Source organism: Mesorhizobium calcicola, from assembly GCF_042682105.1.
Taxonomy (GTDB): Bacteria; Pseudomonadota; Alphaproteobacteria; order Rhizobiales; family Rhizobiaceae; genus Mesorhizobium; species Mesorhizobium calcicola.
Map to the genome: position 1 here is coordinate 50381 of NZ_JBHUGY010000013.1, position 12439 is coordinate 62819.

Sequence of the window (12439 nt, forward strand, 5' to 3'; positions counted from 1 at the left end):
GAACCGGTCGTTTCATGAAATTGCTTGCCATCGACTGTGCCGCCAATCTCTGCGCCGCTTGTGTCTATGACGCGGCGGCGAAGCAGGAGCTTGGCCGCTCTGTGCTCGCTCTCGGCAAGGGCCATGCCGAGCACCTGATGGCGGTCATCGCCGAAGCGCTGAAGGCGGCCGCGACCGGCTATGCCGGTCTCGGCGCCATCGCCGTCTCCGTCGGCCCCGGTTCCTTCACCGGTCTGCGCGTCGGCGTGTCGACCGCGCGTGGCCTGGCGCTGGCGCTGAAGGTTCCGGCGATCGGGGTAACGACGCTGGAGGCGCTTGCCACCGAGGCAGCAGAGACATTTCCCGGCCGCGCCGTGCTGGCGGCGCTCGATGCAGGGCGCGAGGAAATCCATGCCGCCCTTTTCGATGAAATGTCGGTTTTGACTTACGGTCCGGCGGTGACTACGCTGGCGGATGCCACCGCCATGGCGACGAAAAGCTCTTCCGTGCTTGCCGGGACCGCGGCAATGCAAATCGCCGCATCGGCCGGCCGCGCCTTCGATATCGGCCCTCAGACGGCGACCGCCGACATTGTCACCTACGCCCGGCTGGCTGCCGGTAAAGGCGAGGGCCAGAAGCCGAAACCGCTTTATCTGCGCGGCGCGGACGCCAAGCCGCAGGCTGGTTTCATACTATCAAGGCAACAAAACTGATGCGCATACCTTTTCTCCAACCACGCCGCCGGGACTACGCGCTCGAGCCGCTGAAGATCGCCGACAGCCCGGCGGTCTCGCTGCTGCATCGCGAGGATTTTGTCCGCCCGTGGACCGATGGCGAATTCGCCGCCTTGCTCGAACAGGACACCGTGTTCGGCTATGCCGCGCGCGAAACCGGGCAGGGCGCCAAGCCGCCGGTCGGCTTCGTGCTGGCCAGGCTGGCCGCCGGCGAGGGCGAGATCCTGACCGTCGCGGTGGCGCGCTCCCACCGCCGGCAGGGATTGGGCTGGCAGTTGATGGACGCGGTGCTGCGCGAATTGCACGCGCAGCGCGCCGAGGCGCTGTTCCTCGAGGTCGACGAGACCAATGTCGCGGCGATCGCCCTTTACCGGCGGCTGGGCTTCCGCGAGGTCGGCAAACGCCCCAACTACTACAAGTCGTCTGAACATGGCCCGACCGGCGCGCTTGTCATGCGCCGCGATCTTCGCTAGCCAGAGCGCCAAATCCAAGTGTTACAGCGTCCTTTGCGCGTCCAGAAGGGACGCGCGGCGCTGTAGCGGCAGGGCCAGGACTGTATGATCGGAAAAATCAGGATTTTCCTGGCGCTGGGCCTCGTCATTGCCGGCTCACTGATCCTCGTGCCGTTGCAGATTCTGTCGATGAAGACCGGCTGGTGGCCGGAAACCTACATCCTCAAGATATGGCACAGGCTGATCATCCGGGCGCTGGGCATGCGCATCCACGTCAAGGGTGCGCTGTCGACCACGCGTCCCTTGCTGGTCGCTTCCAACCACATTTCGTGGACCGACATCATGGTGCTGGGCTCCATGGTCGATGTGAAGTTCATCGCCAGGGCAGATATGGAAGGCTGGCCACTGATCGGCATGCTGTCGAAGCTGCAGCGCACCGTCTTCATCGAGCGCGAGCGCAAGCGTTCCTCGGGCGACCAGGCAAGCGAGATCGCCAGCCGCATGGCCAAGGGCGACGCCATGGTGCTGTTCGCCGAAGGCTCGACCGGCGACGGCAACATCGTCCTGCCTTTCAAGAGCACGTTGTTCGGCGCCGCCTCGATGGCGATTTCGGAAGGCGCGGCCGAGCAGGTCTTCATCCAGCCGGTGGCAATCGCTTATACGCGCCTGCACGGCGTGCCGCTCGGCCGCCGGCACCGGCCGCTCGCCGCCTGGATCGGCGATGAGGACCTGATGCCGCATCTCAAGGTGTTGCTGGCGGAAGGCGCCCTCGACGTCGAGGTGCATTTCGGCGAACCGATCGCCTTTTCCAAGGGCTCGAGCCGCAAGGAAACGTCGAAGCTGATGGAAAGCCAGGTGCGTGCGATGATGCAGGCGGCACTCGCTGATCCGCGCCCGAGCCGGTAGGGCTATTCCAGGAAAAGCGCATAGCGCTTTCCCTTGGAATTGCGTCAAAACACAAAGAGATGGAGCATCCACCGGCGCGCATGACAGCGGCAACGGAGAATCGTCTGTTTTTTGTCATCGAAAGGCGTTAGAAGCCGCCTGATGGACTTGAACACGATAGAGCATGACGGCATCGACGCCGCGGCCGAAGCAATTGCCGCGCCGGCGGCAGTGACCAGGAAGGTCTTCATCAAGACCTATGGCTGCCAGATGAACGTCTATGATTCACAGCGCATGGCCGATGCGCTGGCCGCCGACGGCTATACGGCGACCGATGCCATCGGCGAGGCTGATCTGGTGCTGCTCAACACCTGCCATATCAGGGAGAAGGCGGCCGAAAAGGTTTATTCCGAGCTCGGCCGCATCCGCGAGATGAAGGCGGAGCGCGCCGGCGCCGGGCGTGAGATGCTGGTCGGCGTCGCCGGCTGCGTGGCGCAGGCCGAAGGGGCCGAGATCCTTCGCCGTTCGCCGGCCGTCGATCTGGTCATCGGCCCGCAGACCTATCACCGGCTGCCCGACGTATTGGCGCGGGTGCGCGGCGGCGAGAAGATCGTCGAGACCGACTACGCCATCGAGGACAAGTTCGAACACCTGCCGCAGCCGAAGCGCGCCGAGGTCATCAAGCGCGGCGTCACCGCGTTCCTCACCGTGCAGGAAGGTTGCGACAAGTTCTGCACCTTCTGCGTCGTGCCCTATACCAGAGGCTCGGAAGTGTCGCGGCCGGTGGCGCAGATCGTCGCAGAGGCACAGCGTCTGGCGGAAGCCGGCGTGCGCGAGGTGACGCTGCTCGGCCAGAACGTCAATGCCTGGCACGGCCAGGGCGAAAATGGCGAGGAATGGGGCCTTGGCCGGCTGCTGTTCAGGCTGGCCGAAATCCCCGGACTGGCGCGGCTGCGCTACACCACCAGCCACCCGCGCGACATGGACGATGAACTCATCGCCGCCCACCGTGACCTGCCGGCGTTGATGCCCTATCTGCATCTGCCGGTGCAATCAGGGTCCGACCGCATCCTCAAGGCGATGAACCGCAGGCATTCAGCGAAGGACTATCTGGCGCTGCTCGACCGCATTCGCGCCGCCCGGCCGGATATCGCGCTTTCCGGCGACTTCATCGTCGGCTTCCCCGGCGAGACCGAGGCGGATTTCGAAGCGACGATGCAACTGGTCCGGCAGGTCGGCTATGCCTCGGCCTTCTCGTTCAAATATTCGCCGCGTCCCGGCACGCCGGGCGCCGAGATGGCCGGCCATGTGCCGGAAACGGTCAAGGACGAGCGCTTGCAGCGGCTGCAGGCATTGCTTCTGAAGCAGCAGCAGGATTTCGGCACGAGCCTCGTCGGCAGCACCATCGACACGCTGATCGAGAAGCCCGGCCGTCAGGCCGGCCAGAAGGTCGGACGCTCGCCCTGGCTGCAGCCGGTTATTGTTGATGAAAAGGCCGGCGAAATCGGTGACATTATCCAGGTGCGAATCACGAAGACGGGCTACAACAGCCTGTTCGCCGAATTGGCCTGAGGGTCTCGGCAGATGAGGAGAGACGGTTGAGCGCAGCAGAGCTGAAGAACCTGCCCCCGGCACCGGCATCTGGGGCTTCTGACATGGCGCACATCGTTCTGACTTTCGACAACAACAAGCTTGCCAGCGCCCTCTATGGCCAGTTCGATGAAAACCTGGCCAGGCTCGAGCAGAAGCTCGGCGTCGACATCCGCTCGCGCGGCAACCAGCTGACCATCAAGGGGTCGGCATCAGCCGCCGAGCAGGCGCGGCGAGCATTGGACAATCTTTACGGCATTCTCCAGAAGGGCGTCGATATCGGCCAGTCCGACGTCGACGGCGCCGTGCGCATGGCGATCGCCGCCGACGACCAGCTGACCTTGCCGACGCTGGAACGCAAGGGCAAGGTCTCCGCCGCCCAGATCGCCACGCGCAAGAAGACGATCTATGCCCGCTCGCTCAACCAGGACGCCTATATGCGGGCGCTGGAGCGGTCGGAACTGGTATTCGGCATCGGCCCGGCAGGCACCGGCAAGACCTATCTGGCGGTGGCACATGCGGCGATGCTGCTCGAGCGCGGCATGGTCGAGCGCATCATCCTGTCGCGACCGGCGGTCGAGGCTGGCGAACGGCTGGGCTTCCTGCCGGGCGACATGAAGGAGAAGGTCGATCCGTATCTGCGCCCGCTCTATGACGCGCTCTACGACATGATGCCCGCCGACAAGGTCGAGCGCGCCATTGCCGCCGAGGTGATCGAGATCGCGCCGCTCGCCTTCATGCGCGGCCGCACACTGGCGCATGCCGCCGTCATCCTCGACGAAGCGCAGAACACCACGCCGATGCAGATGAAGATGTTCCTGACCCGTCTCGGCGAGAACTCGCGCATGATCGTCACCGGCGATCCGACCCAGATCGATCTTCCCTCGAACACCAAATCCGGCCTGGTCGAAGCCTTGCGTGTGCTGGACGGTGTGGCCGGCGCGGTCATCGTGCGCTTCAATGACGGCGACGTCGTCCGCCACCCGCTGGTGGCGGAAATCGTCAGGGCCTATGACCGGGACGCCAAGCTGGCGCGCGGCCTCGGCGCCGAGAATTGATTTTGACGATGCGGCTTCATGCCTGAGGACAAAAAATCCGGCGGCGGGGACCTTCCGATCTCCGTCGAGATTGATATATCAGTTGAAGCGGGCAATTGGCCCGATGAGGCAAGCCTGACGCGGCTGGTCGATCGCGCAGTCGCGGCCGCTTTTGCCGAGACCGGCGTGGCGGGCCGTTCCGAACTCAGCCTCGTTTTTTCCGACGACGCCCATATCCGGACCCTAAACGCCGGCTGGCGCGGCAAGGACAAACCGACCAACGTCTTGTCTTTCCCGGCTTTTCCGCTTGTGAAGGGCGATCCATTGCCGCCGATGCTGGGCGACATCGTGCTCGCCGCCGAGACGGTCGCGCGTGAAGCGGCACTGGAAGACAAGCCTGTCGAGAACCATATTACCCATCTCGTCATCCATGGCCTGCTGCACCTTTTGGGCTATGACCACGAGACCGACGCCGAGGCCGAGGTGATGGAGGCCATCGAACGCGCAGCGCTAGCAAGGCTTGCCATTCCCGATCCCTACGCGTAACTAAAAAGACCAATTGACCGGAAGACGATGAACGACAAACCAGAGACTGCCGCCCGCCCCGACGCCGGCAGTGCGACCAAGGCTTCCGACACGTCGGAAGAGGGATCAAGTCCGAGTTCCGTTACCTCTGGTGCTGCCAGCGCCGGCAGCGTTGCCAGCGAAACATCGCCTGCCGGTCCCTCCCTGTTCGACCGCGTGCTGGGCTTGTTCCGGCAACGCAACGGAACCAGCCTGCGCGAGGAAATCGCCGGCGCGCTTGCCGAAACGGCGAGCGATGCAGGCGCCTTCTCGCCCGGCGAACGCGCCATGCTCAACAACATCCTGCGCTTGCGCGAGGTGCGCGTCGAGGACGTCATGGTGCCGCGCGCCGACATCCAGGCGGTCGAGATCACGACGACGCTCGGCGACCTCCTGGGCACCTTCGAGCAGTCCGGGCATTCGCGCATGCCGGTCTATTCCGAGACGCTCGATGATCCGCGCGGCATGGTGCATATTCGCGACGTGCTGGCCCACATCACCAAGATCGCGCGCGTCAAAAAGGGCCGCACGACAAGGAAAACCCCTGCTGCCACCGTCCTCGATCTTGCCCAGGTCGACCTCGCGCGCACCATTGGCGACCTCAGCCTGATCCGTCCGGTGCTATTCGTGCCGCCGTCGATGCTTGCCTCCGACCTGATGGGCCGCATGCAGACGACGCGCACGCAGATGGCGCTGGTCATCGATGAGTATGGCGGCACCGACGGACTTGCCTCGCTCGAAGACATCGTCGAGATGGTGGTCGGCGACATCGAGGACGAGCATGACGACGACGAGCCGATGATCACCCAGAGTGGCGACGGCGTCTTCATTGTCGACGGCAAGGCCGAGATCGACGACGTCGCCAAGATGATCGGCGGGGATTTCGCCGCCGGCGAACATGGCGAATATGTCGACACCATCGGCGGCATGATCTTCAACACGCTTGGCCGCGTACCGGCGCGCGGCGAGGTGGTTCAAGCCATTCCCGGCTTCGAATTCCATGTCCTCGATGCCGATCCGCGCCGCGTCAAGCGCGTGCGCATCGTGCAGAGCCAGAAGGGCGAGCGCCGCCGGCGCGCTACGGTCCGCGCCGAACAGGCGTGAGCGTTTCGCTCGCCCGATGACGGTCGACGACCCGTTCAAGCACTCAAGTCTGGGCTCCGGTGTATTCTACAAGGATCCTCGTGCCGCGCTGGACTGGCTTGAAGCGGCTTTCGGCTTCGAGCGCAGCATGGCGGTCAGCGATGCCGAGGGAAAGCTCGTCCACGCCGAGATGCGGTTCGGCGACAGCTACATCATCGTCGATTCCGAATGGACGGATCACGTCGCCAGCCCGGTTTCCGTCTCGGGCAGGAACACGCAGTCTGTCTATGTGCGGCTGAAGGACGGCCTGGACGCCCATTGCGAGCATGCCAGGGCAAAAGGTGCCGAAATCATCCAGGAGCCTGCGGATCAGTTCTACGGCGAACGCCAGTATCGGGCACGCGATCCCGAGGGCCATGTCTGGACCTTCACGCAGACCATCCGCTCCGTTTCCCGTGAAGAAGCCGAACGGCTGGGCGGACTGCGCATAGAAGGCTGGCACAGGTAGAGCGGTGGCCGGAGCTTGCATTGCAGCCAGCCATCCGGTGTTTGGAGCGCGGACCGCGGCCTGTTAAATCTTGCTTCCTGATTCTCGCGACTCGGAAGTATGCATGGAGCGCCTTACCGGCCGGATAATTCTGCTTTGGGGTTGGCGGCGCGCGCTGGTGGCGTTTCTCGCCGGGGCGTTTGCGGTGCTTGGCCAGGCGCCTTACGATTTCTTCGCTGCCTGTTTCATCTCATTTCCCCTGCTGGTCTGGCTGCTCGACGGCGCCACCGGCGAAGCCTCCGGCAGCCTGTTCCGTCGCCTGCGGCCGGCCTTCGCCGTCGGCTGGTGGTTCGGCTTCGGCTATTTCCTTGCCGGCCTCTGGTGGATCGGCTCTGCATTGCTGGTCGAGGCCGACAGCTTCGCCTGGGCGCTTCCATTCGCGGTGGTCGGCATTCCCTTCGCACTCGCCTTTTTCTACGGCTTCGCGGCAATGGTCGCCCGCCTGCTGTGGAGCAGCGATATCGGCCGCATCGCCGCGCTTGCCTTCGGTTTTGGACTGGCGGAGTGGCTGCGGGGCTTCCTGTTCACCGGTTTTCCCTGGAATGCGATCGGCTATGCGGCCATGCCCGTGCCCTTGTTGATGCAGAGCGTCTCGGTGACCGGCATGATCGGCATGAACGCGCTCGCGGTGTTCGTCTTCGCATTGCCGGCACTGGTGGCGGCGCGCCGGCATCTTCGCCTCGGCGCGGCGCTGTTTGTCGTCCTCGTCGCCGCCCATATCGGCTTCGGCTATGTCAGGCTTGCCGCTCCCGAAAAGCCGGCGACGCACAGCCTCGATGTCCGCATCGTCCAGCCGGCCGTGGATCTGTCGGAAAAGTGGGACGCTTCGGTGCGGGACCGCATCTTCGCCACCTTGATGGGCTTGTCGGCCGAGGCGCCGGACCCCGGTCATGAAAAGCCGCAATTGATCCTGTGGCCCGAAACCTCGGTGCCGTTCCTGTTCACCGAGCGTCCGGATGCGTTGACGGCGCTGGGCGACATGCTCGGACCCGGCCAGATGCTGATTGCCGGCGTCGTTCGCGAGGAAGGCGGCTTGGCCGCGAATGCCGACAGCCGCTACTACAACTCCGTGGTGGCGATCGACGACAAAGGTGAAATCGCTGACGCTGTCGACAAGGTTCATCTGGTGCCGTTCGGCGAATATCTGCCTTTTGCCGATCTGCTCGAGCGTTTCGGCATCGGGCAACTGGTTGCCGGGCCGATGAATTTTGCGGCCGGCAACGAGCGGCACGCCATCGCGCTGCCTGACGGCATCCGCGCGCTGCCATTTATCTGCTATGAGGTGATCTTTCCCGATCTGGTTGCGGTTGACGCAACGTCAGCGCAGCTTATTGTGAACGTTACCAATGACGCGTGGTTCGGCGACACGCCGGGTCCGTATCAGCATTTCAGGCAGGCCCAGATCCGTGCGGTGGAGAATGGATTGCCATTGCTGCGTGCTGCCAACAACGGCATCTCGGCCGTCGTTGATCCGCGCGGGCGCATCGTCGATGCGCTGGCGATCGACGCGCGCGGCGCCATCGATGTCCGCGTGCCGATTTCCGGACAAACGGTCATATCTCCCGGCCAGCGGCGCATTAACGGAATGCTGATCATGTTGCTGTTTGCCATCGCCGCCGGATTATTGAACGTAAGGCAAAGGCTACGGGTGAATTGACAGCCCACACATTAGAAACTCATACTGTAAGCGCCTGAAAATTTCTCGAAGTCGGTGGATCGTTCTGTTGGGGCAGTTGCCGCCGGCGTCGTTCGGGCAAGAAAAAATAGACAAAGCCGAAAAAATTCGGCGAGGAAAAAATGACAGAAGACAACAAGAAGAAACCGAATCCGATCGATATCCATGTTGGAAGTCGCATCCGGCTCCGTCGCAATATGCTGGGAATGAGCCAGGAGAAACTGGGCGAGAACCTCGGCATCACATTTCAACAGATTCAGAAATATGAAAAGGGCACCAACCGCGTCGGCGCCAGCCGCCTGCAGGCGATCGCGTCGATACTCGGCGTGCCTGTCGCCTTCTTTTTCGAGGATGCGCCCGGCCAGGAGGCCGCGCCCGGCCGTGGCTTTGCCGAGGATACATCGATGGCTTTCGCCGTCGAATTCTGCGGCAGCCCCGAAGGGCTTCAGCTCAACCGGGCCTTTGTCAAGATTGCCGACGCCAAGGTGCGCCGCAGGATCATAGATCTGGTCAAATCCCTCTCGAACGACGATCTCGACTGATCCGCAATCCGGTTTGGACCGGCGGCGGCCTGCCGCCGGTGGCACAAGACAACTGCATCGACATTCATGCCAGAACGGCAGCACGCCGCTTGACGAGCGGCGCTCCACCCCGCTAACACGTGGCGCGCCAAAATCGGCAGCCTGCCGATCGTTTTTTCAAGAGGGGACACCCGTGACGCGGCAGAATTACTTCTTTACCTCGGAATCCGTTGCCGAGGGCCATCCAGACAAAGTCTGCGACCGGATCTCCGACGAGATCGTCGATCTGGTCTATCGCGAAGCCAAGAAGACCGGCATGGACCCGTGGAAAGTCCGCGTCGCCTGCGAGACGCTGGCCACCACCAACCGCGTCGTCATCGCCGGCGAGGTGCGCGTCCCCGAGACGCTGCTGAAGAAGGACAAGGAAGGCAACATCCTCACGGATGCCGCCGGCCATCCGGTCGTCAATCCGGCGAAGTTCAAGTCGGTTGCCCGCAAGGCGATCCGTGAGATCGGCTACGAGCAGGCCGGCTTCCACTGGAAGACCGCAAAGATCGAGGTCCTGCTGCACGGCCAGTCGCCGGATATCGGCCAGGGTGTCGACAATGCCTCCGACCGTCAGGGCGAGGAAGGTGCCGGCGACCAGGGCATCATGTTTGGCTATGCCTGCCGCGAGACGCCGGATCTGATGCCGGCGCCGATCTACTACAGCCACAAGATCCTCGAACTGCTGGCCGCCGCCCGCCACGAAGGCAGCGGTGAAGCCGGCAAGCTCGGTCCGGATGCCAAGAGCCAGGTCACGGTCCGCTACATCGACGGCAAGGCCGCCGAGGCGACGCAGATCGTGCTGTCCACGCAGCATCTCGATGCGAGCTGGGATTCGAAGAAGGTCCGCAAGGTCGTCGAACCCTATATCCGCGAAGCACTGGGCGACCTCAAGATCGCCGACAACTGCATGTGGTACATCAACCCGACCGGCAAGTTCGTCATCGGCGGGCCGGATGGCGACGCCGGGCTGACCGGCCGCAAGATCATTGTCGACACCTATGGCGGTGCCGCACCCCATGGCGGCGGCGCTTTTTCGGGCAAGGACACCACCAAGGTCGATCGCTCGGCGGCCTATGCGGCGCGCTATCTGGCCAAGAACGTCGTGGCGGCGAAACTCGCCGACCGCTGCACCATCCAGCTTTCCTACGCCATCGGCGTTGCCCAGCCTCTGTCGGTCTATGTCGACCTGCACGGCACCGGCAAGGTTGACGAGGCCAGGCTTGAGGAGGCGCTGCGCAGCGTGATGGACCTGTCGCCGTCCGGCATCCGCCGCCATCTCGATCTCAACAAGCCGATCTACGCCAAGACGTCGTCCTACGGTCATTTCGGCCGCAAGGCTGGCCGCGACGGGTCTTTCTCCTGGGAAAAGACCGATATCGCCAAGGCGCTCAAGGATGCGGTCGCCGCCTGATTGCGGCGCTGCAAAGTCCGGCTCATGGACCCGAAAGACAGACCAAGCCGCGCGACCGAAGCATTCTTCGGTCGCCGGCGCGGCAAGACTATGCGTCCGCAGCAGGCGGCCGCACTGGAAAGCGGTTTCGGGATATATCGGCTCGATCTGACGGCTGAACCGCCCGTGGATTTGCGCACTTTGTTTGAAGCGGATGTTTCGGCGGTTCGCCTCGAAATCGGCTTTGGCGGCGGCGAGCATCTCCTGCATCGTGCCACGCAGGCGCCGACGGTCGGCTTCATCGGCGTCGAGCCTTTCGTCAACGGCATGGCCAAGATGATGATGGCGGTGAAGGAGAAGCCGCTCGCCAATCTCCGGGTCCATGACGACGACGCCACCCGGCTGCTCGACTGGCTGCAGCAAGGCTCGCTCGACGGCATCGATCTTCTCTATCCGGATCCCTGGCCGAAGAAGAAGCACTGGAAGCGCCGTTTCGTCAGCCCGATCAATCTCGACCGTTTCGCGCGCGTCCTGAAGCCGGGTTCAAAATTCCGCTTTGCGTCCGATATCGACACCTATGTGAACTGGACCTTGCTGCATTGCCGGGCGCATCGCGCATTCGCGTGGCAGGCTTCGGAGGCGGCCGATTGGCATCGGTCCTACGATGGCTGGCCCGGCACGCGTTACGAGGCGAAGGCCATTCGTGAAGGGCGGCGGCCGGCCTATCTTACCTTCATCAGGACGTAAGCGCGCCCGGCGTTCGCCGGCGGCAAAGGCGGGCGTCATCAGCCTGCCAAATTTTCAGAAACGGCCGATCCTGTTGAAGACGGCCGGATCCATGCCGAGCTTGCGCAGGTCGTCCGCGCGCGGCTTGCGGCCGGCTTCCACGGCACGTGAGGCGGCGACTGCGCTGCCGAATGTCGTGAAGAGATCGCCGATGGCGGATAGAATCTTGCGGTTGGTCATGGTCATGTCCTTTCGCTGCTATGACGTGTAGTCATCTTTGTGCGATGCAACATAGATGGTGATGCAACGTTTAGGCGCACAGGGGCACCGCCGCATGGAGGTCATGCGTCTGGCGCAATGCTGGCGTTGCCACGGCTTTTGTCCGCGCGGGTACGTCGGGCTTGAAACAACGGCCATGATCGTTTATATCAGGCTCAAATTCTTGGTCGGTATGACGAAGAGTGGGTCCACCCGGTCCCGCTCTTTTTTATTACCTGCCGATAGCTTCGGGTAGAACGACAGGGATCGAATGACTGCAACGGCAAGCGAGGGCGACGACCGCATCATCCGCGAAAGCGGCATCGATGCGCGCATCGCGCTGATCGTCCAGCCGGTTCTGCGCGGCATAGGCTTCCGCCTTGTGCGGGTGCATCTGTCGGGCCAGAACGGGCTGACGCTGCAGATCATGGCCGAGCGCGAGGACGGCACCATGACCGTCGAGGATTGCGAAGAGGTCAGCCGCGCCGTGTCGCCGGCCCTCGACGTCGATGACCCGATCGAAAAGGCCTATCACCTCGAAGTCTCTTCGCCCGGCATCGACCGGCCGCTGGTCCGCAAATCGGATTTCGCGACCTGGACCGGTCATCTGGTCAAGATGGAGACATCGATCATCGTCGCCGACCGCAAGCGGTTCAAGGGTAAGATCGTTGAGGCCGGTGACAGCGATGTGCTGATCGAGCGCGAAAAGGCCGCCTATGGCGAGGAGCCCACGGTGCGGGTCCCCTATGACGCGATTTCCGAAACGCGCCTGATCCTGACCGACGATCTTATTCGTGATGCCCTGTCGAAAGACAACAGGGCGCGCAAGGAAGCCAAGAAACGCCGCGGCGAACCCGAAGACGAGGCGCCCGAGGGTGCCGAAGCGGGCGCGGAAGACGAAACCGAACAGGAACTATGATTGAGCTGCCGGGCGCAAAGGTCCGGCAAAC

The 12439-nt window shown here is 63.4% G+C and carries 14 protein-coding genes; 13 read left to right on the forward strand and 1 reads right to left on the reverse strand.

What is annotated here, in order from left to right; translation table 11 throughout:
* Positions 1-14: 14 nt before the first annotated feature.
* From tsaB to trmB, 12 genes are all read left to right on the forward strand, one after another.
* Positions 15-692: a tRNA (adenosine(37)-N6)-threonylcarbamoyltransferase complex dimerization subunit type 1 TsaB gene (gene tsaB, locus ACFSQT_RS06240; protein WP_379017535.1), complete on the forward strand. Its 678-nt coding sequence runs from the start codon at positions 15-17 to the stop codon at positions 690-692.
* Positions 692-1186, forward strand: a complete 495-nt coding sequence (rimI, locus tag ACFSQT_RS06245; protein WP_379017536.1) for a ribosomal protein S18-alanine N-acetyltransferase — start codon at positions 692-694, stop codon at positions 1184-1186. Before tsaB ends, rimI begins: the two co-directional genes overlap by 1 nt.
* A gap of 84 nt (positions 1187-1270) precedes the next feature.
* Positions 1271-2071 (forward strand): lyso-ornithine lipid O-acyltransferase, encoded by an 801-nt coding sequence (olsA, locus tag ACFSQT_RS06250; RefSeq protein WP_379017538.1) that lies wholly within the window; start codon positions 1271-1273, stop codon positions 2069-2071.
* A 141-nt stretch (positions 2072-2212) separates the two neighbouring features.
* Positions 2213-3622 (forward strand): tRNA (N6-isopentenyl adenosine(37)-C2)-methylthiotransferase MiaB, encoded by a 1410-nt coding sequence (miaB, locus tag ACFSQT_RS06255; RefSeq protein WP_379017540.1) that lies wholly within the window; start codon positions 2213-2215, stop codon positions 3620-3622.
* Between the two features lie 83 nt (positions 3623-3705).
* Entirely contained in the window at positions 3706-4698 is a 993-nt protein-coding gene (locus tag ACFSQT_RS06260) for a PhoH family protein (protein WP_379017667.1), read from the forward strand.
* A gap of 18 nt (positions 4699-4716) precedes the next feature.
* On the forward strand, positions 4717-5223 hold the full coding sequence (ybeY, locus tag ACFSQT_RS06265) for an rRNA maturation RNase YbeY (RefSeq protein WP_379017541.1): 507 nt from the start codon (positions 4717-4719) through the stop codon (positions 5221-5223).
* A 27-nt stretch (positions 5224-5250) separates the two neighbouring features.
* Positions 5251-6345 carry a hemolysin family protein gene (locus ACFSQT_RS06270; protein WP_379017543.1) on the forward strand — a complete coding sequence of 365 codons (1095 nt, stop codon included), beginning with the start codon at positions 5251-5253 and terminating at the stop codon, positions 6343-6345.
* Positions 6346-6361: 16 nt separating this feature from the next.
* Positions 6362-6832 carry a VOC family protein gene (locus tag ACFSQT_RS06275; protein ID WP_379017544.1) on the forward strand — a complete coding sequence of 157 codons (471 nt, stop codon included), beginning with the start codon at positions 6362-6364 and terminating at the stop codon, positions 6830-6832.
* Between the two features lie 103 nt (positions 6833-6935).
* The gene (gene lnt / locus ACFSQT_RS06280) at positions 6936-8528 is read left to right on the forward strand and encodes an apolipoprotein N-acyltransferase (RefSeq protein WP_379017545.1); all 1593 of its coding nucleotides are present in this window, start codon (positions 6936-6938) and stop codon (positions 8526-8528) included.
* Positions 8529-8668: 140 nt separating this feature from the next.
* Complete coding sequence (locus ACFSQT_RS06285) at positions 8669-9088, forward strand: helix-turn-helix domain-containing protein (RefSeq protein WP_379017547.1); 420 nt, start codon at positions 8669-8671, stop codon at positions 9086-9088.
* A 172-nt stretch (positions 9089-9260) separates the two neighbouring features.
* Positions 9261-10526 (forward strand): methionine adenosyltransferase, encoded by a 1266-nt coding sequence (gene metK / locus ACFSQT_RS06290; RefSeq protein ID WP_379017548.1) that lies wholly within the window; start codon positions 9261-9263, stop codon positions 10524-10526.
* 24 nt (positions 10527-10550) lie between these two features.
* Positions 10551-11252: a tRNA (guanine(46)-N(7))-methyltransferase TrmB gene (trmB, locus tag ACFSQT_RS06295; protein ID WP_379017550.1), complete on the forward strand. Its 702-nt coding sequence runs from the start codon at positions 10551-10553 to the stop codon at positions 11250-11252.
* A 54-nt stretch (positions 11253-11306) separates the two neighbouring features.
* Here trmB and ACFSQT_RS06300 read toward each other — a convergent pair whose 3' ends face one another.
* Entirely contained in the window at positions 11307-11471 is a 165-nt protein-coding gene (locus ACFSQT_RS06300; RefSeq protein WP_111544688.1) for a hypothetical protein, read from the reverse strand.
* A 289-nt stretch (positions 11472-11760) separates the two neighbouring features.
* On the opposite strand from ACFSQT_RS06300, the gene rimP reads away from it, so the two are divergent.
* The gene (rimP, locus tag ACFSQT_RS06305; protein ID WP_379017552.1) at positions 11761-12408 is read left to right on the forward strand and encodes a ribosome maturation factor RimP; all 648 of its coding nucleotides are present in this window, start codon (positions 11761-11763) and stop codon (positions 12406-12408) included.
* Positions 12409-12439 lie beyond the last annotated feature (31 nt).